Genomic DNA, 21,992 nt, shown 5'->3' on the forward strand with positions numbered 1-21,992 from the left:
CGGCCCCCAGCCTCAGCCCGACTCGCGCCAGCGGTTGGTGATCGGCAGCCGGCGGTCCTTGCCGAAGCCCTTCGGCGAGATCTTCGTGCCCGGCGGGTACTGCCGCCGCTTGTACTCCGCCGTGTCCACCATCCGCAGCGTCTTCGTCACCAGCGCCTCGTCGAACCCGGCCGCCACGATCGCCTCCCGGCCCTGGTCCCGGTCGACGTACAGCTCCAGGATCCGGTCCAGCACGTCGTAGTCCGGCAGCGAGTCGGTGTCCACCTGGTCCGGGCGCAGTTCGGCGCTCGGCGGCTTGGTGATGGACGCCTCCGGGATGGGCGGGGTCTGCCCGCGCTCCTCGGCGGCGCGGTTGCGCCACCTCGCGAGGCGGAAGACCGACGTCTTGTACACGTCCTTGATCGGCCCGTACGCGCCGACGGAGTCCCCGTACAGCGTGGAATACCCCACCGCCAGCTCCGACTTGTTGCCCGGCGCCAGCACGATCTGGCCCTCCTGGTTGGAGACGGCCATCAGCATCGTGCCGCGCAGCCGCGACTGGAGGTTCTCCTCGGCGAGACCGGTGAGCCCCAGCGACCCCATGTACGCGTCGAACATCGGCTCGATCGGCACGGTGCGGAAGTTCAGCCCCGTACGCCGGGCCAGTTCCGCCGCGTCGCCCTTGGAGTGGTCCGAGGAGTACTTCGACGGCATCGAGATGCCGTACACGCGCTGAGCCCCCAGCGCGTCACAGGCGATCGCCGCGACGAGCGCCGAGTCGATGCCGCCCGAGAGCCCGACCAGGACGCTGCTGAATCCGTTCTTCGCGGCGTACGCGCGCAGGCCCACGACCAGCGCCGAGTACAGCTCCTCCTCGTCGTCGAGCCGCTCCGAGTACCCGCCGGCCAGCTCCGGCTCGTAGGCGGGCAGCGGCTTCTCGCTGAGCACCACGTGGTCGATCCGCAGCCCGTCGTTCACGACCCCCGACGGAGCCTCCGCCGCGGCGGCCGGAAGGTCCAGGTCGAGGATCACACTGCCCTCGGCGAACTGGGGTGCGCGGGCGATGACTTCGCCGTCCTTGTCGACGACGATGGAGTCCCCGTCGAAGACCAGCTCGTCCTGGCCGCCGATCATCGCCAGGTACGCCGTCGTGCATCCGGCCTGCCGCGCCCGCGTGCGGACCAGCTCCAGCCGGGTGTCGTCCTTGTCGCGCTCGTACGGTGAGGCGTTGATGGACAGCAGCAGCCCGGCCCCCGCGGCGCGCGCGGCGGGGACGCGGCCGCCGTCCTGCCAGAGGTCCTCGCAGATCGCGAGCGCCACGTCGATGCCGTGCACCCGCACGACGGGCATCGAGTCGCCCGGCACGAAGTACCGGAACTCGTCGAAGACGCCGTAGTTGGGCAGGTGGTGCTTGGCGAAGTTCAGCGCGACCTGCCCGCGGTGCAGCACCGCGGCGGCGTTGCGCGGGGACCCCGCGGGCTGGCCGTAGCGTGCCGCGGCGTGCTCCGAGCGGTCGAGATAGCCGACGACGACCGGCACCTCCCCGAAGCCCTCGTCGGCGAGGCGGGCGGCGAGCGCGCGCAGCGCCTTCCGCGAGGCCTCGACGAAGGACGACCGCAGGGCCAGGTCCTCGACGGGGTAGCCGGTCAGCACCATCTCGGGGAACGCCACCAGGTGGGCGCCCTGCTCGGCGGCGTGCCGGGTCCAGTGGACGATCGACTCGGAGTTGCCGGCGAGGTCTCCGACGGTCGCGTCGATCTGATTGAGTGCGAGACGTAGTTGAGGCACCCCGCCAGTGTAATCGTCTGACTGACGCGATGTCCTGGCCTTCCCGTCCGGAGGCGGCGGACCGCCTCCGGACGGCGCCTGGCCGGGCGGCTCAGCGAAGGTAGCCGAGGACCGTCATCATCCCCGCCTCGGCGTGGTAGACGTTGTGGCAGTGCAGCATCCACAGCCCCGGGTTGTCCGCGTCGAAGTCGACCGTCAGCGAGCGCCCGGGCAGGATCGCGGCGGTGTCCTTACGGGCTCCGAGTGCGGCCCCGCCGGCCAGCGCGAACGTGTGGCCGTGGAGGTGGAGGGGGTGCCACATCGAGGTGCGGTTGGTGAAGACCAGGCGCACCCGCTCCCCGGCCCGGACGGGCCGCCGCGCCGCAGGGTCGTAGCGTTTGCCGTCGAAGCCCCAGTCGTACGCCGCCATCGAGCCCGTGAGCGTCATCCGCACGGTCCGGTCGGGTTCACGCTCCGCCAGTGCCACCGATTCGTCCGGAGCCAGCCGGTCGGCCGTGATCAGCTCGCCCTTCAGCTCGTCGGGCCGCACGGTGGCCGGGGGTGTCGCTCCCGCCCCCGTCCGCAGCACGGCCAGGGCCGCCGCACCCTTGCCCTCGGCGAGGGCGGTCAGCGGGAACACCCCGTCCCCGGCCGTCACCAGCACGTCGTACCGCTCGCCCATGCCGAGCAGCAGGGCATCCGTTCCGGTGTGCCGCACAGGGAAGCCGTCCGTGTGCGTCACGGTCATCCGGTGGCCGCCGAGCGCGAGCCGGAACGCGGTGTCCCCGCCGGCGTTGATGACGCGCAGCCGGATGCGGTCGCCGGGCCGCGCCTCGAAGACCGAAGGCGCCTGTGCCCTGCGGCCGTTGACCAGATAGTGGGGGTAGTCGACATCCCCCGCGTGGCCGCCGAGCAGTTCGCTGTCCGTTCCCTTCAGCAGGCGGGAGGGGCCCTCGTCCTCGGCGGCGGCCGCCTTGTCGTGACCGGCCGCGTCGTGGCTGCCGCCCCGCCCCTTGGTGAGCTCGTCGAGGACCGCGTCGGGGGTGGAGCCGTCCACGCCGTCGAGCCAGTCGTCGAGGACGACGATCCACTCCTTGTCGTACGCGAGCGGCTCCTTCGGGTCGTCGACGATCAGCGGCGCGTACAGCCCCCGGTCGAGCTGGACCCCGGAGTGCGGGTGGATCCAGTGGGTCCCCGGGCGGGTGACCGCGAAGCGGTAGGTGAACTCGGCGCCCGGCTTGACGGGCTGCTGCGTCAGACCCGGCACCCCGTCCATGTCGTTGCGGATCGAGAGGCCGTGCCAGTGCATCGTGGTGGACTGCGTCAGATGGTTGGCCAGGGCCAGCTCCAGGGTGTCGCCCGCCGTGACCCGGATCGCCTCACCGGGCAGCCGGTCCCCGTACGCCCAGGTGGGGACGGTGAGGCCGTCGCCCAGTTCGAAGCGGGACGCGGCGGCGGTGAGCGAGACCTTCCGCAGGGGCCCCGCGCCCCGCCGGGTCTCGGCGTCCACCACCTCCGGGCCGTCGGGCGTGACGTACTGCTCCGCGGCGCGCGTGGGGGAGGGGGCGCCGCGGACGGGCGAGGTGCGGGCCGGGGACGCGACGGCCTGGGAGGCGAGGCCTGCTGTTCCCGCGAGGGCGATACCTGCGCCGAGCACGGCGCGACGAGTGGGCATTTCAGACATATTGCGCACCGTACCCCTGGCGGGTATAAGCGTGCCGCCCCGACACCCGATGCCCCGAGCCCGCCGCCCCGACACCCGAGGGCCCGGCGCTCCTCACGCAGGTGAGGGGGCCGGGCCGGCGGGCGTGTGCGGGGCGGGTGCGTACGCCACCGAGGGCTGGGCGTCAGGCGCGGGCGTAGACCATCTCCGCCCAGCCGGCGACCTGCTCGTCCGAGAGGTGGAGCGCCAGATCGGCCTCGCTGATCATGCCGATCAGCTTCTTGTCCTCGATCACCGGGAGCCGGCGGATGCGGTGGCTCTGCATCTCCTCCAGCACCGCGTCGACGTCCGCCGACGACTCGATCCAGCGCGGGGTGCCCTCGCAGAGTTCGCCCGCCGTCACCTTCGACGGATCGTGCCCCGACGCCACGCACCCGATCACGATGTCGCGGTCGGTGATGATCCCGACCATCCGGTCCTGCTCACCGTTGGCGGAGACGGGGAGCGCCCCCACCTTGTGGTCACGCATCATCTGGGCGGCGCGGTCGAGCGTCTCGTGGGCGGGGATCCAGTGGGCCCCGGTGTGCATGATGTCCTTGGCCGTGGTCATGGGGTTGCCTCCTGCGTGCCGATGGGCACTGCTGTACGTCCCCGAGTCCTTCCACCATGGCGGGCCCGCCCGGCGTACGCGAACGCTGTCACCCGTTCGGGCGTACGCCGAGCCGGTCCCGCGCTCAGGGACGGGGTGCTGCCCCGCGCGCCGCGAGCATGTCCGCCATCCGGTCCAGCTCGGACTGCTGGGCCTCGACCATGCCCTGGGCCAGGCGCTTCTCCACGGGCACGGTGCACCGCTCGGCGCAGCCACGGGCCATCGCGACGCCGCCCTCGTGGTGGTCGGTCATCAGCTGCAGGAAGAGGACCTCGGCCTGCTTTCCACGGGCAGCCCGGAGCCGGTCGAGCTCGGTCCTGGTCGCCATGCCGGGCATGAGGGCGCCGTCGTGATCCATGCCCGCCATACCGTCCATGTCGTGGCCGCTGTGGCCGCCGTCCGGCATCCAGGCCATCGGCCCCTGCCCGTCGGGCGCCGTCTTCGGCAGCTCCCACAGATCGAGCCAGCCGAGCAGCATCCCCCGCTGGTTGGCCTGCGTGTTGGCGATGTCGTACGCGAGACGCCGTACGTCCTCGTCCCCCGTCGCGTCCCGCGCGATGAACGACATCTCCACGGCCTGCTGATGGTGGACGGCCATGTCCCGCGCGAAACCCGCGTCCGCGGACCGCGCCGAGGGCGTGCGGGGCCCGGGGGTCTCCGCGTCTCCCCGTGCGGAGGCGACCGTCGCCGCGCCGGCGAACAGCAGGGCGAGGGCCACGGCGGACCCCGCGACCCACTGCGTACGCCGGTTGCGCGACGGGCTCACCCGTCGACCCCGCCGGTGCAGGGCGCGCCCGGCTCGGGCGTCTGCGCGCCCTGTACGTACTTCGCGAAGAAGGCGGCCACCCGGGGGTCGTCGGCGCTGTCCACCGTGACCTGCTTGCCCCAGGCGCTCAGCATGATCGCCCCGGCCTGGCCCTCGTACGGGGACATCAGGGAGTAAGGAGTGCTCTTGACGCGGGACGCGAGCTCGGTGACGTCGTCCCCGGCCGCCTTCCCGTTGTACGTCACCCAGACCGAGCCGTGCTCCAGGGCGTGCACGGCGTTGACGTTCGGGACGGCCTTTTCGTATACGACGCCGTCGCAGTTCAGCCAGGCCGGATTGTGGTTCCCGCCGACGGGCGGCTCCATGGGGTACTCCACGTCGGTGGTGACGTGGTCACGGCCCAGCTTCGCCGCGTCCCACGTCTTCTCGCCCGCGATCGGTCCGGCGGCGAGCTCCTTCTTCTCCTGCTCGGTCTGCTTCGAGTCCTGCGCCTGGGTCTCCTCGGTCTTCTCCTTCGCCTCGGACTTCTCCAGGAGCATGTACGAGCCGAAACCCAGCAGGCCGGCGACCACGACGGCACTCACGCCTATGGCGACGACCCGGTTGCGGCGGTCGCGCGCGCGGTCGGCACTGCGCATCTGCTCTATGCGGTTCCTGCGGTCGAAGCTCATGACGTCAGGTCCTTCTGCCAAGGGGTCGGGAGGGACGGGGGCGGAACGGGAAAACCTGGCCGTGGCGGGCCGTGGCCGAGCGGCTACAGCCCTTGCACACCATGGGCGCCGATCGTAGTGGGTGGCCGCGTGCTCTCTCTCACACCGTGTGCGTAATCTGGGTGAAATCCCGGGTCGTGATACTGAGGTGTCTCCCCTACCCCGGGCGGTGGTGCACGGACCGTCTGAACTGCAAGGATGTGGCTATGGACAAGCAGCAGGAATTCGTCCTCAGGACGCTTGAGGAGCGCGACATCCGCTTCGTACGGCTGTGGTTCACCGATGTTCTCGGTTACCTCAAGTCCGTCGCCGTGGCCCCGGCCGAGCTCGAACAGGCCTTTGACGAGGGCATCGGCTTCGACGGCTCCGCGATCGAGGGCTTCGCCCGTGTATACGAATCGGACATGATCGCCAAGCCGGACCCCGGCACGTTCCAGATCCTTCCGTGGCGCGCCGAGGCCCCCGGGACCGCCCGGATGTTCTGCGACATCCTGATGCCGGACGGCTCGCCGTCGTTCGCGGACCCGCGCTTCGTCCTCAAGCGGATCCTCGCGAAGACCTCCGACCTGGGCTTCACCTTCTACACCCACCCGGAGATCGAGTTCTTCCTGCTGAAGAACAAGCCGGTCGACGGCAGCCGCCCCACCCCGGCCGACAGCTCCGGCTACTTCGACCACACCCCGCAGAACGTCGGCATGGACTTCCGCCGCCAGGCGATCACCATGCTCGAATCGATGGGTATCTCCGTCGAGTTCAGCCACCACGAGGGAGCCCCCGGCCAGCAGGAGATCGACCTGCGGTACGCCGACGCGCTCTCCACCGCAGACAACATCATGACCTTCCGCCTGGTCATGAAGCAGGTCGCGCTGGAGCAGGGCGTGCAGGCCACCTTCATGCCGAAGCCGTTCTCGGAGTACCCGGGCTCGGGCATGCACACGCACCTCTCCCTCTTCGAGGGTGACCGCAACGCCTTCTACGAGTCGGGCGCCGAGTACCAGCTGTCGAAGGTGGGCCGCTCCTTCATCGCGGGGCTGCTCAAGCACGCCGCGGAGATCTCCGCCGTGACCAACCAGTGGGTCAACTCGTACAAGCGCATCTGGGGCGGCTCCAGCCGCTCCGCGGGCGCCGGCGGCGAGGCCCCCTCGTACATCTGCTGGGGCCACAACAACCGCTCCGCGCTGATCCGCGTCCCGATGTACAAGCCCGGCAAGACCGGCTCGGCCCGCGTCGAGGTCCGCTCCATCGACTCCGGTGCCAACCCCTACCTGACGTACGCGGTGCTGCTCGCCGCGGGCCTCAAGGGCATCGAGGAGGGCTACGAACTCCCGGCCGGCGCGGACGACGACGTCTGGGCCCTCTCCGACTCGGAACGCCGCGCGATGGGCATCGAGCCGCTGCCGCAGAACCTGGGCGAGGCGATCTCGCTGATGGAGAAGAGCGAGCTGGTCGCCGAGACGCTGGGCGAGCACGTCTTCGACTTCTTCCTGCGCAACAAGAAGCAGGAGTGGGAGGAGTACCGCAGCGAGGTCACGGCCTTCGAGCTGAAGAACCTGCTGCCGGTGCTGTAGCGGAACCCGTCGTACGTAAGTGACTTCGGGCCGGCGGTGGCACACCGTCGGCCCGAAACCGTACGGTGGCCGGGAGAGACTGTGGCGCATGACGACTATGGGCAAGCGGCTGCCGGCGGGCTGGACACTGGAGGAGATCCGGGACGTCTCCGGCGACCGGGAAGCCACGCCCCTCGACATCGAGCGTACGGTGATGACGAGTTGGCCCGTACCGGACCTGCGGCTTCACCCGGAGATCGTCCTGGGCTTCCACGGACTCTGCATCGTCAAGGCCGTGGACGACGAACTCTGGTACATGGGCAGCCTGAACGACGACGGCAGCATCATCTGCTGGAGCATCTACGACGATCTCCGCGAGGCGCTTCGGGGGTTGTGACCGGTTCTCGGCGGGGCGGCCGTGGCCAAGCGGCTCAGGGTCGCGCCTCCGCAGGGGCCGGGGACGGTGGCTGTGCGGGGCTTGGCGGGCATCGTGGATCCATCCGTACGCGCCCTTGAGAAGATCGCTCCATGGTGCACAAAGGTGATCAGCCGGCACGGGTCGCGTTCGGGATGCCGGAGGCGTCGGAAGCGGACCGCGTCGATGCCCTCCGGCTGCTCGAAGCCGACAGCGATCTCCACGCGGAGTGGATCCTGGGGCTCGCCATGAACCGCGCGGCCCCGGACGAGGTGCTGCGGCGTGTGTTCACGGTCGACCCGCTGCCCGAGGCCCGGCACTGGCTGCCCTACTACCGGCTGCCGCCCCAGGCGGCGCGGGCCGCCGTCGCGCACCCCGGCCCGCGGGTCCGCGCGATGCTGGCCGAGAACCGCTCCGCGCCGTCGGCTGTGCTCGCCGTGCTGGTCGAGGACCCGGAACCGAGAGTGCGGCGCATCGCGGCGATGACGGCGTGCGAGTTCGGCGTCGAGCTGCCGGCCGAGCTGACCGTGCGCCTCGCCACCGGCCCGGAGGCCCGGATGCGGTACTGGGCCGCAGGGCTGCGGGGTCTGCCCGATCAGGCGCGGCTCGTGCTGGCCGAGGATCCCGACCCCCGCGTCCGAGCCGCCGCCATCGGCTCCTGGAGCTGGCCCCGGCTGCGCCCGGAGGTCCGGGCCGCGGCCGAGGCCGACCCCGATCCGCTGGTGCGCGAGGCGGTCGCACGCGCCACGCACGTCGATGTACCCCTGCCGACGACCGTCGAGGGCTTTCTCGCAGAGCCGGACGAACGCCGTCGCCGTGACGCCGCGTCCACCGCGCCCGTCGAGACGGCCCTGGCCGAGCTCCTCGCGGCCCACGAGGACAGTTCGCTGCGTATAGGGGTCGCCCGCAACCCACATGTGCCCACCGCCCTCGCTCTCGGGCTGGCCGCCGACCCCGAGCCCTTCGTCCGTCTCACGGTGTCCCTCCGCCCGGATGTGACCGAGGCGCAGCGGGCGGCGATCGACTACACCGTGCCCCTGGGCCGCGCACCGGTGCCGCCCTGGGTGGAGGAGCGCTTCGGCGACCCGGACGCGCTGCGGGAGATCGCGGCCTCCGGCCACGTCCTGCTACGCCGAGGCGTCACGTGCGCACCGGAGCTGCCCGCCGATGTGGTCGAGCGGCTGGCGGCCGATGACGACTACTTCGTCAGGCTGATGCTCTGCGAGAACGACCACGCCCCGCACGAGCTGCTGGTGGAGATGTTCGCCGACTGGCGCGGGCTCAGCTGGGGAAGGCTGGCGTATCGCCGCAACTTCGCGCGCCCCGGCCTGGCCCGGTTCGCGGACGACCCGAACTACCGGCTGCGGTACGCGGCCCTCTTCGACCCGGAGGCGGAGCCGGAGCTCGTGGACCGGCTCTCGTACGACGAGGAGGACATGGTGTGCCGCCACGCGGCGGCCGACCCCCGCCTTCCGCACTCCAGGCTCGTCGAACTGCTCGGCGCAGACGGCCTGCCACGCTCGGCGGCCGGCAACCCCGCACTGCCCGCCGGGCTCATGCACCGGCTGCTCGATGTCGCGGGCGTCGTCCGGAACTAGGCAGCCGTTCCGCCCTGCGCCCGGTGGTGGCGGTCGTAGTGGCGGGCCGCGCGGGCGCGATTGCCGCAGGAGGGCTTGCACCACTCCTGGCGGCCGTGGCCCTTCACGAAGTAGCGGACGCACCGAGGCGCCGTGCAGGCGCGCAGCTGTTCGCGCCGTGGGCCGCCGAGGAACTCGACCGCCGCCCGTGCGAGGGCCGCGAGGAGCAGGGCGTGCGGGTCGTCCCGCGTGGCCGACAGGCGTACATCAGGGGAGCCTTCGGGCGGCCAGTCCAGCTGGGGGACCACCGGCACGAGTGCGGCCGTCGCGTTCAGGTGCGTCACCGCACGGTCGGCCGGCATCAGCCGGTGGGCGTCCGGGGGGCTGGGGCGCGCGGGGCTGACCGCGCGGGCGAACAGCGCGCGCACCGCGCGCCGTACCTCGACGACGCGGACCCTGAGGTCCTCGTCCACCGTCCCCTCGTCGGCGGGGGTGTGGCCGTCCAGCAGCGCCTGCTGCCGGCGGAGCCAGTCCTTCAGACCCTGGACGGTAGCCAGATCGTCCGCCACGCCGCCCTCGCCGTCGTGGCGGATCGTGCTCGCCAGCTCCAGTGCCGCCCAGCGCTCCATGCGGTCCCGCTCCTGCCCGTACCTGTTGATCGAGATGGCACGCACACTCTAGGGTCCCTAACGGATAACTGGGAATAACCATTAGGGGGAGACGTGGCCGTGTTGCTCGCGCAGATCAGCGACCTGCATCTGGACGGCAGCGAGAGGGCGACCCGACGCGCCGTGCGCGTCATGGACCACCTGCGGGCCCTGCCCCGCCCCGTCGACGCAGTGCTGGTCACCGGGGACATCGCGGACCACGGTGCGGAGGCCGAGTACGAGGAGGCCGCGCGGATCCTGGCCGCGCCCTTCCCGGTCCTTCCGTGCCCCGGGAACCATGACGTGCGTCCCGCCTACCGGAAGGCCCTGCTGGGGGAGTCGCCCGACGCAGGACCGGTCAACCGGGTGCACCACATCGGGGGCGTCGCGATCCTGATGTGCGACTCCACCATCCCCGGACGCGACGAGGGGCGCCTCGACGAGCAGACCCTGGCCTGGATCGACACCACCCTCGCCGAACTGCCGGATGACGCACGGGCCTTGGTCGCCTTCCATCAGCCGCCCGTCGAGCTCCACCACCCGCTGCCCGACTCCTGCATGCTCGAACGCCCCGGTGACCTGGCGGGCCTGCTCGACGCGCATCCGCAGGTCGCCGCCGTCCTCGCAGGGCACGCCCACACGGCGGCGGCCTCCACCTTCGCGGGGCGCCCTCTGATCGTGGGGCCGGCGATCACCTGGACGCTGCGGATGCCGTGGGAGGGCGACGGTGCCGCCGACCGCGATCAGCCTCCCGGGCTCGCCTTCCACGTCCTCGGAGACGACGGCCGGCTGACCACGCATTTCCGCGTCGTGGTCTGAGCAGGCACCCCGGCCCGAGGGTCGTGGGTGACGGCCTGCGGGCCGCACGGCTCCCTCAGCCGAAGCTCCGCGCCATCTCGTCGAGGACCTCGTCGATCACCTCGCCCGGCGGCCGGACCAGGTCCTCCTCGATCCACATCCGCATCGCGATCCGCAGCGAGGAGAGGAACGCGGCCGCCAGGACCACCGGACGGACCGGGCCGCTCCCCGGGCCCTGGCGTACGGCTATCGCGTCCGCCAGGTCCCGCTCCAGCGCCGCGTGATTGGCGAGCTGGCGGGCCAGGAGCGAGGGATGGCGCATGGCCAGCCTCGTGCGGACGGCCCACTCCCGCTCCGGGGGTGCGACGCGTTCCGAGAACTCCGTCACCGCGGCCTTCAGCGCCGTCCAGGCCGGCTCGTCGGCCGGGCGGTCGCGGACAGCGCGGACCAGCGACCCGATGAGCTGTTCCTCGCCGTAGAGGAGGGCGTCCTCCTTGTTGGTGAAGTAGTTGGAGAACGTCCTGCGGGAGATGCCGGCCGCGTCGGCCACGGCCTCCACCGTCACGTGGTCGAAGCCGTGCTCGACGGTCAGCCGCATCGTCGCTTCGTGTACGGCCTGCCTGGTGGCCGCCTTCTTGCGTTCCCGCAGTCCCACAGGGCTTTCCATGAGGCCATTATCTACGCCGCCTCGAACTTGCACACTGAGCAAAATTGCCCAGTGTGCATGTAAGATGAAGGCTTCCTCTCCGCTTCCCCTTCCCTTGCACTCTTCCTTTTCGAATCTTCCGGAGGTTGCGCGTGAGCGCACAGACGGCCGCGCCCGCAGAGGCCGTGCCCATGGACCACCGCCACGTGATGCGCGCCCTGAGTGGGCTGCTGATCGTGCTGTTCGTGGCGATGATCAGCAGCACAGTGGTCTCGGTCGCCCTCCCGCAGATCATCGGATCGCTGAACGGCACCCAGTCCCAGTACACCTGGGTCGTCACCGCGACCCTGCTGGCCTCCACGGCCTCCACCCCGATCTGGGGAAAGCTCGCCGACCTGTTCAGCAAGAAGCTGCTGCTGCAGATATCCATCGGCCTGTTCGTCATCTCGTCGATCGCCTGCGGCTTCGCCCAGTCCACCGGGCAGCTCATCGGCTTCCGCGTCATCCAGGGCCTCGGCATGGGCGCCCTCCAGGTGCTCGTCCAAGTGATCATCGCCGCGATGATCAGCCCGAAGGAGCGCGGCCGCTACAACGGTTACCTGGGCGGGGTCATGGCCGTCGCCACCGTCGGCGGGCCGCTGCTCGGCGGATTCATCACCGACACCTCGTGGCTCGGCTGGCGTTGGTGCTTCTTCATCGCCGTACCGTTCACCGTCGTCGCCTTCGTGCTGCTGACCCGCACCCTGCACCTCACCGAGATCCGCCGCCCGGACGCCAAGGTCGACTACCTGGGGGCCACCCTCATCGCCGCCGGCGTCAGCCTGCTGCTGCTCTGGGTCACCTTCGTCGACAACAACTTCGCCTGGATCTCCTGGCAGACCGGTGCCATGGTCGGCGCGAGCGTCCTGATCCTCGCCGCGGCCGTCTTCGTCGAGGCACGGGTCAAGGAGCCGGTTGTCCCGCTCCACGTCATACGCCGCCGTGACCCCGCCCTCGCCATCATCGCGAGCCTCGCGGTGGGCATGGCGATGTTCGGCGGCGCGGTCTTCCTCGGCCAGTACTTCCAGATCGGGCGTGGCAACTCGCCGACCGAGGCGGGGCTGCTCACCATTCCGCTGATGCTCGGCGTGCTCGTCTCCTCCACCGTCGCGGGCCGTCTCGTCTCCAGGACCGGCAAGGTGAAGCCGTACATCATCACCGGCGTCATCGTGCTCGCCCTCGGCTTCCTGGGGCTGTCCACGATCGACCACGAGACCTCGCTCGTCATCGTGTCGCTGGGCATGCTGGCGGTCGGCATCGGCGTAGGCATGTCGATGCAGAACCTCGTGCTCGTGGTCCAGAACACCGTTCCGTTCAGCGAACTCGGCGCCGCCAGCGGTGCGATCACCTTCTTCCGCTCGCTCGGGGGGACCATCGGTGTCTCCGTGCTGGGCGCGGTGCTGGCCAACCAGATCGCCACGAAGATCACCGAGGGCCTGACGAAGCTGGGCGTCGATCCGGCCGCCTCCTCCTCGGGCGGCTCGACGCTGAACATCGCCGCCATGCCGCCGGAGATCCAGGAAGTGGTGCGTGCCGCGTACGGTGACGCGACCGGCCACATCTTCCTGATCTCGGCCGGTATCGCGGTGGTCGGTGTCATCGCGACGCTCTTCCTGACGCCGACGAAGCTGCGCGACAGCGTGGACCTCTGACCCGTAGCGACCCGTACGAACGGCGCCCCGGACCCGCGCGAGCGGACCGGGGCGCCGACGTGTGAGGCGGACCGCGAGGTTCGAGGAGCCGCCTACGGCTGCCGCTGGCGGACCGGCGGGGACGTCGCCGACCGGTACACGGGCGGTTCCCGGAGCGCACGCACCGCCACATGGGCGAGGGCAGGCATGAGGATCAGCGGGATCAGCGCCGTACGCAGGGACGTGGCGTCCGCCAGCGCCCCGATCAGAGGGCCTGCGACGCCGCCGACGCTGACGGCCAGGCCGAGGGTGATCCCGCTCGCCGTGCCCACCCGTGACGGCAGGTAGTCCTGACCGAGAGTCACCTGGAGCGAGAAGGGGACGTAGAGACTCGCGGAGGTCAGCGCCACGAACAGATAGAGGGGCGGCCCGGGGACGAGGACGGTGCCGGCGACGGCGGCGATGCTGATCAGGTACGAGCCACGGACCACGGTGACCCGGTCGAACCGCGTGGCCAGCCGCCCGCCGAGTACGGTGCCCACCGCCCCGCCGAGGTAGAGCACGGACAGCGCCACCGTGCCGGCCGTCGTGCCGCCGCCCGTACGCTGGCGGGCGTAGAGCGCGATGAACGTGCTCAGGCCCATGAACGCAACGGACCTGCAAGCCACCGCCAGTGACAGCTTGACGAACGACGCGGTGTCGTCATGGGCCCTGGTCGCCGGCGGCGCCGAACTCCCCTTCGCCGCAGCCGTGTCGGCCCGCGTCAGGGCGCGCAGTACGGGCAGGCACAGCACGCTGCCCACCAGGGCCGGCAGGACCAGCAGCGGCGTGAACCGCAGGCCCCCGGTGGCGATCGCGGCGGTGACCATGAACGGAGCGGCTGCGAAGCCGATGTTGCCGCCGAGGGAGAACCAGCCCATCGCCGTATGGCTGCCCAGGGAGGCGATCCGTGCGACGCGCGCCGACTCGGGGTGGTACGCCGCGACACCGATGCCGGACACCGCGACGAACACCAGGGTCAGGGCGTACGAGCCGCCGATGCCGCTCAGCGCGACCCCCAGGCCGCCCAGGAGCGTGCTCGCCGGCAGCAGCCAGGGGAGCGCCCACCGGTCGGTGAGCATGCCGAACAGCGGCTGGGCGACCGAGGACAGCAGTGATGCGGCCAGCACGATGCCGGAGGCCACCGCGTAGGTGTAGGACCGCTCGGCGACGAAGAAGGGGATGAGCGCGGCCACGGAGCCCTGGTAGACGTCGACACAGCCGTGCCCGGCCGACAACAGGAGGATCGTTCTGTTCGCTTTCACGGCGCCATCGTCACGGCCCCGCACCCTGTCGCACTTCCGATAAACTGCCGACTGATGCCGGAAGTCCGCCACCAGTCGACGGCGCCCACCCGCAGCCAGTGGGTCTCACCCGGGGCCGCGATCGGCGCCCACCGCCACGACGACCACCAGATCGTCTACGCGGCCCGTGGAGTACTGGCCGTCACCACCGGAGCGGGAACGTGGGTCGCGCCCGCCAACCGTGCGGTCTGGGTGCCGGCGGGAACCGTCCACGCCCATCAGGCCCACGGGGCGCTCGAACTCCACCTCGTCGGGCTGCCCGCGACCGAGAACCCGCTCGGCCTGGACGAGCCGGCCGTGCTGACGGTCGCGCCCCTGCTGCGCGAACTGATCCTCGCCTACACGCGTGCACCCGACGACGGGAGCCCGGCCCGCGGACGGCTACGGGCGGTGCTGCTCGACCAGTTGCGCGCCTCGCCCCAGACACCCGTGCACCTGCCCGCCCCCACCGCCCCCGCGCTGCGGGCCCTGTGCGCGCTCCTGCACGCCGACCCGGGGGACCCGCGCACGCTCGCCGCGCTGGGCAGGGAGATCGGCGCGAGCGACCGCACCCTGTCCCGGCTCTTCAGAAGCGACCTCGGCATGACCTTCCCCCAGTGGCGCACCCAGCTCCGTCTCCACCGGGCCCTGGTCCTCCTCGCCGAGGGCACCCCCGTCACCACCGTGGCGCACGCCTGCGGCTGGTCGTCCGCCAGCGCCTTCATCGACGTGTTCCGCCAGGCCTACGGGCACACGCCCGGCGCCCACCGGTCCCCCGGAGGAGTGTGCGGACGGTGAGCCGCCGCTCCGTTCGGGTAGTGTGATCCTCCCCGAGAACGGGACCGACCCAGGAGGTGAGACCCATTACCGCTTCAGCAGGCTGGGCGCTCACCCCTCGCCGTCGCGTGGCCGACCGGGCCTGAGCGATCGCGGAGCGCCCATCGGTCATCCCGAAAGGCTCCGCCCCATGCAGGAATTCGCTCCGCCGCTCACCCTCTCCACGCTCGTCACCACGCTCCGCGCCGCCGGCTGTGTCTTCGCCGAGGACGAGGCGGAACTCCTCCTCTCCACGGCGGCCGGCCCCGCCGAACTCGCCACCATGCTGGAACGCCGCGTAGCCGGTCTGCCGCTTGAACACGTGCTCGGCTGGGCCGAGTTCTGCGGGCTGCGGATCGCCGTGGACCCCGGGGTCTTCGTGCCCCGCAGGCGTACGGAGTTCCTCGTGCAGCAGGCCGCGGCACTCGCGCCCGACCGGGCGGTCGTCGTCGACCTCTGCTGCGGTACCGGTGCGCTCGGCAGAGCGCTCGCGTCGTCGCTGCGCGAGGTCGAACTGCACGCCGCCGACGTCGAACCCGCCGCTGTGAGCTGTGCCCGCCGCAACGTGGGCGGATACGGGACCGTCCACGAGGGTGACCTCTTCGAGCCCCTGCCCCGGTCGCTGCGCGGACGGGTCGACGTCCTGCTCGCCAACGTGCCGTACGTACCGACCGACGACGTCGAGCTGCTGCCGGCCGAGGCCCGGATCCACGAACCGCGCGTGGCGCTCGACGGAGGCGGCGACGGGCTCGACGTGATGCGGCGCGTCGCCGCCGAGGCGACCGACTGGCTGGCGCCGGGCGGCAGCCTGCTGGTCGAGACGAGCGAGCGGCAGGCTGCGCGCGCCCAGGAGACGGTGGGGAGCAGCGGTCTCGCCGCGCGTGTCGTCGTCTCCGAGGAGCTGTACGCCACCGTCGTCATCGGGACCAGGCCCCGGTAGCGGGGCAGCGCGCCCGGATCAGGCGAAGCGCCAGCGCGTCTGACCGTACGGGTCGCCCTTGGCGAAGCCGAAGGCCGTGCGGGGGGCCACCGCGAAGACCTCCGCACGGCCGCCCGCCCCGTTGGAGAACATGCCGTCCGTGACGCCGAAGTGCCACTCGGCGCCGTACTTCGCCTCCCAGGCCTCGGCCAGCGCGATGAGCCGCGGCTCGTCCGTCACCCGGGCGGCCCGGCCCTCGACCACCACGTCGAACCCCTCGTTCAGCGTGTTCGCGCCCGTGGTCAGGACGACCTCCGGGTTGGCTTCCAGATTGCGCGCCTTGCGTTCCGAGGGCCCGGTGCAGAAATGCAGCGCGCCGTCCGACCAGAGGCCGATCAGCGGGGTGACGTGCGGGCGGCCGTCGGGCCGGACCGTGGAGAGCCAGTACAGCTCCGCGCGGTCCAGCAGCGCGACCGCCTCCGCCCAGGGGCGGGCCGTGGCGCCCTCGCTGCTGTAGTGCGGGTCCAGGGCGGTCTCGGGGGCGGCGGTGTCCTTCTCCGGCATTTCGGGTCTCCAGGAGCGATAGGGCGGTGTCCGTGGACTTTTCGTCGATCGTGCCTCTGTAGTGCGGACTCCGCCCGCGCTCCGGATTCATCGGTGCGGGGCTAGGCTCGTAGGGCGGATAAAAGGGATCGGCGGCAGGAGACACGGGATGACGACGGTGCCGGGACGCAGGAGCAGTACGTTCACCCGACTGCTGCGGCACGGTTTCACCGATCCGTCCGCCGCCGAACGGCTGCTGGACCTGCCCGAGCTCTCGTCCGTACGGGCCGATCCCGTCCTCTTCGAGGCGCTCGGCGCGACCGCGGACCCCGATCTGGCCCTCCACGGCCTCGTACGGCTCGTCGAGGCCGAGGAGGCCGACGAACGGCAGATCCTGCTGGACACGCTCGTCACGGCCAAGCCGCTGCGGGACCGGCTCCTCGGCGCCCTCGGCGCCTCCGAGGCGCTCGGGGACCACCTGGCGCGGCACCCGCGCGACTGGCAGGTGCTGGTCACCTACGAGGCCACCGACCTGCACCCCGGGGTCCCCGAGTTCGAGCAGATGCTCGGCGACGCCGTCGACCCGGACTCGCTGCGGGTCGCCTACCGCAGGTCCCTCCTGTCCATCGCGGCCCGGGACGTGTGCGGGACGACGGATGTCGCCGAGGTCGCAGCGGAGCTCGCCGACCTGGCGACGGCCACCCTGCGGGCGGCGCTCGACATCGCCCGTGCCGACGCGCCCTCCGACGCCGCGCAGTGCCGTCTCGCCGTCATCGCGATGGGCAAATGCGGCGGACACGAGCTGAACTACGTGTCCGACGTCGACGTCATCTTCGTCGCCGAGCCCGTCGACGGCGCGGAGGAGAGCGGCGCCATGCAGGCCGCCAGCCGGCTCGCCGCCCACCTGATGCGCATCTGCTCCGACACCACCGTCGAGGGCACGATCTGGCCCGTCGACGCCAACCTCCGCCCCGAGGGCCGCAACGGACCCCTGGTGCGCACCCTGACCTCGCATCTCGCGTACTACCAGCGCTGGGCCAAGACCTGGGAGTTCCAGGCCCTGCTCAAGGCCCGGCCGGTCGCGGGGGACCCCGAGCTCGGCGCGGCCTACGTCGAGGCGGTGTCCCCGCTGGTGTGGCAGGCCGCCGACCGGGAGAACTTCGTCGGCGACGTACAGAAGATGCGCCGCCGCGTCGTCGACAACATCCCGGTCGACCGCGTCGACCGGGAGCTCAAGCTCGGCCCCGGCGGGCTCCGGGACGTCGAATTCGCCGTCCAGCTGCTCCAGCTCGTCCACGGCCGCAGCGACAGCACCCTGCACGCCGGCTCCACGCTGGAGGCCCTCCGGGCCCTCGCCGACGGCGGATACGTCGGGCGCGCCGACGCCGCGCAGCTGGACGAGGCCTACCGCTTCCTGCGCGCCATGGAGCACCGCATCCAGCTCTACCGGCTGCGCCGCACCCACCTGGTCCCCGAGGACGACTCCGACCTGCGCAGGCTCGGGCGCTCCCTCGGGCTGCGTACGGACCCGGTCGCCGAGCTCAACCGGGCGTGGCGGCGGCACGCCTCCGTCGTACGCCGGCTGCACGAGAAGCTCTTCTACCGGCCGCTCCTGGACGCCGTCGCCCAGCTCGCCCCCGGCGAGAGCAGGCTCAGCGCCAAGGCCGCCGTGGTCCGCCTGGAGGCCCTCGGTTACGCCGATCCCGCCGCCGCGCTGCGGCACCTGGAGGCCCTCTCGTCGGGCGTCTCCCGCAAGGCCGCGATCCAGCGCACACTGCTGCCGGTGCTGCTCGGCTGGTTCGCGGACTCCGCCGACCCGGACGCCGGGCTCCTCGGCTTCCGCCAGGTGTCCGACGCCCTCGGCAAGACCCCGTGGTATCTGCGGCTGCTGCGCGACGAGGGCGCCGCGGCCGAGAACCTCGCCCGGGTCCTCTCCGCCGGCCGCCTCGCCCCCGACCTGCTGATGCGCGCCCCGGAGGCCGTCGCCATCCTCGGCGACCCCGAAGGGCTGAAGCCGCGCAGCCGGGACCACCTGGAACAGGAGGTGCTGGCCGCGGTCGGCCGGGCGCCCGGGGCCGAAGCGGCGGTCGCGGTGGCGCGCGGGGTGCGGCGCCGGGAGCTGTTCCGGACGACGGCGGCCGACATCATCGGCTCGTACGGCACGGAGGAGAACCCGGCCGAATCCGACCCGGGCGCCCTCGTCGACCGGGTCGGCTCGGCGGTCACCGACCTCAACGCCGCCACGCTGTCCGGTGCGCTGCGCGCCGCCGTCCGTGACAAGTGGGGCGACACCCTGCCGACCCGGTTCGCCGTCATCGGCATGGGCCGCTTCGGCGGGCACGAACTGGGCTACGGCTCGGACGCCGACGTCCTCTTCGTGCACGAACCCCGGGAGGGCGTCAGCGACGAGGAGGCGGCCCGGGCCGCGAACGCCGTCGTCACGGAGATGCGCAGGCTGCTGGAGCTGCCGACCGCCGACCCGCCGCTCCTCATCGACGTCGACCTGCGGCCGGAAGGGAAGACCGGGCCCCTGGCCCGCACCCTGAAGTCGTACGAGGCCTACTACCGGCGCTGGTCGCTGATCTGGGAGAGCCAGGCGCTGCTGCGCGCCGACCCGGTCGCCGGGGACGAGGAGCTGGGCCGCGCCTTCGTCGACCTCATAGACCCCCTGCGGTACCCGATGGAAGGGCTCGGGGACGACGCTGTCCGGGAGATCCGGCGGCTCAAGGCACGGATGGAGTCCGAACGCATGCCGCGCGGCGCCGATCCGACGCTGCACACGAAGCTGGGGCGTGGTGGCCTGAGCGACGTCGAGTGGACGGTCCAGCTGATGCAGATGCAGCACGGCTGGTCGGAGCCCGGCCTGCGGACCCCGCGTACGCGGGAGGCGCTGGTGGCGGCGTGCGCGGCGGAGCTGATCCCGGCCGAGGAGGCCCAGACGCTGGACGAGGCGTGGGTGCTGGCCTCGCGGGTGCGCAACGCGGTGATGCTGGTGCGGGGGCGGCCTGGCGACACGTTCCCCTCGAACCCGCGTGAGCTGGCGGCGGTGGGCCGCTACCTCGGCTACGAGCCGGGGCACGCGGGGGACATGCTGGAGGACTACCGGCGGATCACCCGGCGGGCCCGGGCCGTCGTGGAGGAGCGGTTCTACGGCGCCGGCGGGTGACCCCGGAAAGCCGAGCCCGCAGCGCTCATCCCCCCGATGGCCGGCATATGCCCTCAGTCGCCGGCCGGGCTCGCAGCCCTCGCCCCCGGCCCGGCGGGTTCCGTGCCGGCCCGGGGCTTCAGCCCGGGCGCCCGGGACGGCGGCCTCCGCAGGGCGCGCAGACGGCTCGCGGAGGGGCGGCGCCCCACCCGCTCCGGCAGCCGGTGCGGCAGCGAGCCGTACCAGGCGCAGGAGAGGGCGACACCGAACGCCAGGCAGGCCATCCCGCCCACCGCGTCCAGCCAGAAGTGGTTCGCCGTCGCCACGATCACGACCAGCGTGGCCACCGGGTACAGGGCGCCCAGGATGCGCGCCCAGGGGGCCCTCGCCAGGACGCAGATGGTCAGACCGCACCACAGGGACCAGCCGATGTGCATGGACGGCATCGCCGCGTACTGGTTGGACATGTGCTTGAAGTTGCCCGAAGCCATCGAACCCCACGTCTGGTGCAGCATCACCGTGTCGATGAAGCCGCCGCCGGTCATCAGCCGGGGCGGTGCCAGCGGGAAGACGTAGTAGCCGAGCAGGGCCACCGCCGTGGTGGCGAAGAGGATCAGCCGGGTGGCGGCGTAGCGGCCCGGATGGCGGCGGAAGAGCCAGATGAGCACACCGATGGTCACCACGAAGTGCAGGGTCGCGTAGTAGTAGTTCATCGACACGATCAGCCATGTCACCGAATTGACGGCCTGGTTGACCGTCTCCTCGAAGGCGAGGCCGACGGTGTGCTCCAGCGACCAGATCCGGTCGGCGTTCCGCAGTGCCGCGGCCTTCTGCTCCGGAACGGCGTTGCGCACCAGCGAGTAGAGCCAGTAACTGACCGCGATCAGCAGGATCTCGAACCAGAGACGCGGGCGGCGCGGCGCGCGCAGCGAACGGAGGAAGAGGTGAGGGCTGCGCATAGGTGAGGGGGTGATCGCTCTCGTCGAACCGGACGTCGTCGTTCCGTCCGCGACGGGTGACGGGGTGGCCGCCGTGCGGTCTTCCTGTGTGGTCACGTGCGATTCACCCATAGGCGCAGAGTCTGCCAGATACGTCCCCCTCTGCCCGATGATCCTCCGGTCGGGTTCCGGCCGCACGTCCAGTACTTTAGACCGCTACCGACGCGCGCGGGGTGCCGAGGAGGGGCCCGGGCCCGAGGCTGTCGAACCGCGTACGACCAGTTCCGGCATGAACACGAACTCGCTGTGCGGTGCGGGCGTGCCGCCGATCTCCTCCAGCAGGGTGCGGACCGCGGCCTGGCCCATCGCCGTCACCGGCTGCCGGATCGTGGTCAGCGGCGGATCGGTGAACGCTATGAGGGGCGAGTCGTCGTACCCGACCACCGAGAGGTCACGCGGCACCTCCATCGACTGCCGGCGAGCCGCCCGGATCGCGCCGAGCGCCATCATGTCGCTCGCGCACACCACCGCGGTGCAGCCGCGTTCCATCAGCGCCGAGGCGGCCGCCTGGCCGCCCTCCAGCGTGTACAGGGAGTGCTGGATCAGCTCCTCCACGGCATCGGCCGTGAGGTCCAGCTGCTCCTGCATCGTGGCGTGGAATCCCTCTATCTTGCGGAGCACCGGCACGAAGCGCTTGGGCCCGACCGCCAGACCGATGCGCTGATGCCCCAGCGCCACCAGGTGTGTCACCGCCAGCCGCATCGCCGCCCGGTCGTCGGGGGAGATGAACGGGGCCTGCACCTTGGGGGAGAAGCCGTTGACCAGCACGAAGGGCACACCCTGCGCGCGCAGTTGCTCGTAACGCTGCATGTCGGCGGAGGTGTCGGCGTGCAGTCCGGAGACGAAGATGATCCCCGAGACGCCGCGGTCGACCAGCATCTCGGTGAGCTCGTCCTCGGTGGAGCCGCCCGGCGTCTGCGTCGCCAGCACCGGCGTGTAGCCCTGCCTGGTGAGCGCCTGACCGATGACCTGGGCCAGCGCGGGAAAGATCGGGTTCTCCAGCTCGGGCGTGATCAGCCCGACGAGACCGGCGCTGCGCCGGCGCAGCCGGACGGGGCGTTCGTACCCGAGGACGTCGAGCGCCGCGAGGACGGATTCACGGGTGGCCGCTGCAACACCGGGCTTGCCGTTCAGAACGCGGCTGACCGTCGCTTCGCTGACCCCCGCCTGAGTTGCGATATCGGCAAGCCGTGCGGTCATGGCACTGGACTGTACCGGGCGCGTGTCGGATTGCCCACCATGCACGGGATTCGGGCCATCCGCCCCGGCGATCACCGGTCGGAGTCCTCACCGCAGCAACATCTTGCAAGACCTTGCGGGCGCCGTACCGGCCACCTCGGTCGGATCGTCGTACAGCCGCCGCAACGAGTCTGGCCAGGTGTGGGCAGGGTGGGAGAGCTCCAGTCAAGAGGCTT

Annotated in this window: 19 protein-coding genes; 8 read left to right on the plus strand and 11 right to left on the minus strand. The window is 71.6% G+C overall.

The features are described 5' to 3' along the window. Nucleotides 1-12: 12 nt before the first annotated feature. The 5 genes from ACIQM3_RS16315 to ACIQM3_RS16335 form a co-directional block, all read right to left on the minus strand. Nucleotides 13-1,767 carry an NAD+ synthase gene (locus ACIQM3_RS16315; RefSeq protein WP_401624262.1) on the minus strand — a complete coding sequence of 585 codons (1,755 nt, stop codon included), beginning with the start codon at nt 1,765-1,767 and terminating at the stop codon, nt 13-15. A gap of 91 nt (nt 1,768-1,858) precedes the next feature. After that, nucleotides 1,859-3,430 (minus strand): multicopper oxidase family protein, encoded by a 1,572-nt coding sequence (locus tag ACIQM3_RS16320; protein ID WP_401624264.1) that lies wholly within the window; start codon nt 3,428-3,430, stop codon nt 1,859-1,861. Nucleotides 3,431-3,593: 163 nt separating this feature from the next. Then, nucleotides 3,594-4,019: a CBS domain-containing protein gene (locus ACIQM3_RS16325; protein WP_401624266.1), complete on the minus strand. Its 426-nt coding sequence runs from the start codon at nt 4,017-4,019 to the stop codon at nt 3,594-3,596. A gap of 124 nt (nt 4,020-4,143) precedes the next feature. Next, nucleotides 4,144-4,824 carry a DUF305 domain-containing protein gene (locus ACIQM3_RS16330; RefSeq protein WP_401624268.1) on the minus strand — a complete coding sequence of 227 codons (681 nt, stop codon included), beginning with the start codon at nt 4,822-4,824 and terminating at the stop codon, nt 4,144-4,146. Beyond that, nucleotides 4,821-5,495 (minus strand): DUF3105 domain-containing protein, encoded by a 675-nt coding sequence (locus ACIQM3_RS16335; protein ID WP_401624270.1) that lies wholly within the window; start codon nt 5,493-5,495, stop codon nt 4,821-4,823. The genes ACIQM3_RS16330 and ACIQM3_RS16335 overlap by 4 nt, the downstream gene beginning before the upstream one ends. Before the next feature lie 245 nt (nt 5,496-5,740). Here ACIQM3_RS16335 and glnA point away from each other — a divergent pair, with 245 nt between their 5' ends. From glnA to ACIQM3_RS16350, 3 genes are all read left to right on the plus strand, one after another. Beyond that, a complete protein-coding gene (glnA, locus tag ACIQM3_RS16340; RefSeq protein ID WP_014156604.1) occupies nt 5,741-7,102 on the plus strand; it encodes a type I glutamate--ammonia ligase in 1,362 nt (453 codons plus the stop codon). Nucleotides 7,103-7,190: 88 nt separating this feature from the next. Beyond that, complete coding sequence (locus ACIQM3_RS16345; protein WP_401624272.1) at nt 7,191-7,478, plus strand: hypothetical protein; 288 nt, start codon at nt 7,191-7,193, stop codon at nt 7,476-7,478. Nucleotides 7,479-7,609: 131 nt separating this feature from the next. Then, the gene (locus ACIQM3_RS16350; protein WP_401624274.1) at nt 7,610-9,094 is read left to right on the plus strand and encodes a hypothetical protein; all 1,485 of its coding nucleotides are present in this window, start codon (nt 7,610-7,612) and stop codon (nt 9,092-9,094) included. Here the strand turns inward: ACIQM3_RS16350 and ACIQM3_RS16355 are convergent. Next, nucleotides 9,091-9,702, minus strand: a complete 612-nt coding sequence (locus ACIQM3_RS16355; RefSeq protein WP_401624379.1) for a CGNR zinc finger domain-containing protein — start codon at nt 9,700-9,702, stop codon at nt 9,091-9,093. The two genes, ACIQM3_RS16350 and ACIQM3_RS16355, sit on opposite strands and share 4 nt — an antisense overlap. Before the next feature lie 99 nt (nt 9,703-9,801). Between ACIQM3_RS16355 and ACIQM3_RS16360 the strand changes: the two genes are divergently transcribed. Beyond that, nucleotides 9,802-10,539, plus strand: coding sequence for a metallophosphoesterase (locus ACIQM3_RS16360; RefSeq protein WP_401624381.1), 738 nt, complete (start codon nt 9,802-9,804; stop codon nt 10,537-10,539). 55 nt (nt 10,540-10,594) lie between these two features. Here the strand turns inward: ACIQM3_RS16360 and ACIQM3_RS16365 are convergent, their stop codons facing one another. Further along, nucleotides 10,595-11,185, minus strand: coding sequence for a TetR family transcriptional regulator (locus tag ACIQM3_RS16365; protein WP_401624276.1), 591 nt, complete (start codon nt 11,183-11,185; stop codon nt 10,595-10,597). A gap of 170 nt (nt 11,186-11,355) precedes the next feature. Between ACIQM3_RS16365 and ACIQM3_RS16370 the strand changes: the two genes are divergently transcribed. Continuing rightward, nucleotides 11,356-12,855: an MDR family MFS transporter gene (locus ACIQM3_RS16370; RefSeq protein ID WP_401624383.1), complete on the plus strand. Its 1,500-nt coding sequence runs from the start codon at nt 11,356-11,358 to the stop codon at nt 12,853-12,855. Between the two features lie 92 nt (nt 12,856-12,947). On the opposite strand, the gene ACIQM3_RS16375 is transcribed toward ACIQM3_RS16370, so the two are convergent. Further along, a complete protein-coding gene (locus ACIQM3_RS16375; RefSeq protein ID WP_401624278.1) occupies nt 12,948-14,138 on the minus strand; it encodes an MFS transporter in 1,191 nt (396 codons plus the stop codon). 54 nt (nt 14,139-14,192) lie between these two features. Here ACIQM3_RS16375 and ACIQM3_RS16380 point away from each other — a divergent pair, with 54 nt between their 5' ends. Further along, nucleotides 14,193-14,954, plus strand: a complete 762-nt coding sequence (locus ACIQM3_RS16380) for an AraC family transcriptional regulator (protein WP_401624280.1) — start codon at nt 14,193-14,195, stop codon at nt 14,952-14,954. A gap of 169 nt (nt 14,955-15,123) precedes the next feature. After that, nucleotides 15,124-15,912 carry a putative protein N(5)-glutamine methyltransferase gene (locus tag ACIQM3_RS16385; protein WP_401624282.1) on the plus strand — a complete coding sequence of 263 codons (789 nt, stop codon included), beginning with the start codon at nt 15,124-15,126 and terminating at the stop codon, nt 15,910-15,912. Between the two features lie 18 nt (nt 15,913-15,930). On the opposite strand, the gene ACIQM3_RS16390 is transcribed toward ACIQM3_RS16385, so the two are convergent. Continuing rightward, on the minus strand, nt 15,931-16,455 hold the full coding sequence (locus ACIQM3_RS16390) for a pyridoxamine 5'-phosphate oxidase family protein (RefSeq protein ID WP_401624284.1): 525 nt from the start codon (nt 16,453-16,455) through the stop codon (nt 15,931-15,933). Between the two features lie 148 nt (nt 16,456-16,603). Between ACIQM3_RS16390 and ACIQM3_RS16395 the strand changes: the two genes are divergently transcribed. Then, on the plus strand, nt 16,604-19,600 hold the full coding sequence (locus tag ACIQM3_RS16395; RefSeq protein WP_401624286.1) for a bifunctional [glutamine synthetase] adenylyltransferase/[glutamine synthetase]-adenylyl-L-tyrosine phosphorylase: 2,997 nt from the start codon (nt 16,604-16,606) through the stop codon (nt 19,598-19,600). Nucleotides 19,601-19,653: 53 nt separating this feature from the next. Here ACIQM3_RS16395 and ACIQM3_RS16400 read toward each other — a convergent pair whose 3' ends face one another. Both ACIQM3_RS16400 and ACIQM3_RS16405 read right to left on the minus strand, forming a co-directional pair. Then, the gene (locus ACIQM3_RS16400; protein WP_401624288.1) at nt 19,654-20,649 is read right to left on the minus strand and encodes a phosphatase PAP2 family protein; all 996 of its coding nucleotides are present in this window, start codon (nt 20,647-20,649) and stop codon (nt 19,654-19,656) included. Nucleotides 20,650-20,733: 84 nt separating this feature from the next. After that, the gene (locus ACIQM3_RS16405) at nt 20,734-21,777 is read right to left on the minus strand and encodes a LacI family DNA-binding transcriptional regulator (RefSeq protein ID WP_401624290.1); all 1,044 of its coding nucleotides are present in this window, start codon (nt 21,775-21,777) and stop codon (nt 20,734-20,736) included. Nucleotides 21,778-21,992 lie beyond the last annotated feature (215 nt).

It is taken from the genome of Streptomyces sp. NPDC091271 (assembly GCF_044757505.1).
In the GTDB taxonomy this organism is placed as follows: domain Bacteria; phylum Actinomycetota; class Actinomycetes; order Streptomycetales; family Streptomycetaceae; genus Streptomyces.